1 protein-coding gene is annotated in these 1033 nt (G+C 63.3%); it reads left to right on the plus strand.

Annotated elements, in window-relative coordinates; translation table 11 throughout:
• The coding region (locus A4R44_RS47675; RefSeq protein WP_232792086.1) for a condensation domain-containing protein at nt 1–1033 on the plus strand (1033 nt) is incomplete at both ends.

Consider the following 1033-nt stretch of genomic DNA (forward strand, 5'->3'; position numbering starts at 1 on the left):
CTTTGGCGCAGCGACTGGACGACGATGCCGACGTGCGGGCCCCGCTGAAGGCGGTGGGCCGCCCCGGACAGACACCACTGTCTTTTGCTCAGCAACGGCTGTGGTTCTTGAGCAAAACGAACGAGAATGCCTCCTATAATCTGCCCTTCGCGGTGCGGTTGTCCGGCACCCTCGACGCAGTTGCGCTCAAGGCCGCGCTAGGAGACGTCGCGGAGCGGCACGAGAGCCTGCGGACCGTTTTCCCGGACCAGGACGGGCAACCGTGGCAGGAAGTGGTCCTGATCGAAGGAATAAGTCTTGACCTGCCGGTAGTCGAGATCGGCGAGGCCGACTTGCAGCGGGAACTGGCTTCTGTCACGTGGCGTGAATTCGATCTTTCGGCAGATCTGCCGGTGCGAGCGTGCTTGTTCAGGCTGGCGTCAGACGAGCACGTGTTCTTGCTGGTGGTGCACCACATCGCGTGCGACGGGTGGTCGATGAGCCCGTTGCTCGGCGATCTGGCGACGGCCTACGCAGCGCGCAGACAGGGTACGGAGCCCGAGCTCCCGGCTCTGCCGGTTCAGTACGTCGACTACACGTTGTGGCAACGCCGGTTGCTCGGCGACGAGCACGATCCGGACAGCGTCTTCTCCCGGCAATTGGCCTACTGGAAAGAACAGCTCGCAGGTGTCCCCGCCACTCTGGAGTTGCCTTTCGACCATGCAGGAGCGGGAGCAGACAGCTCGGGGGCATCGGTCTCGACGGAGTTCTCGCCGGAAGTATGCGCTGGTTTGTCCGAGATCGCCCGGAGGAACAACGCGACGTTGTTCATGGTGGTGCAAGCTGGCGTGGCGGTGCTGTTGTCCCGTCTTGGCGCCGGTGCGGATGTTCCGCTCGGGAGCCCGATCGCGGGTCGAACTGATGACGCGCTCGACAGTATGGTCGGGTTCTTCATGAACACGGTCGTGTTGCGTGCCGACCTTTCGGGGAATCCGGGTTTCGCTGAGCTGATCGGTCGGGTCCGGGAGACCAGTCTTGCTGCTTACGCGCATCA

Source organism: Amycolatopsis sp. M39 (genome assembly GCF_001651785.1).
In the GTDB taxonomy this organism is placed as follows: domain Bacteria; phylum Actinomycetota; class Actinomycetes; order Mycobacteriales; family Pseudonocardiaceae; genus Amycolatopsis; species Amycolatopsis rubida.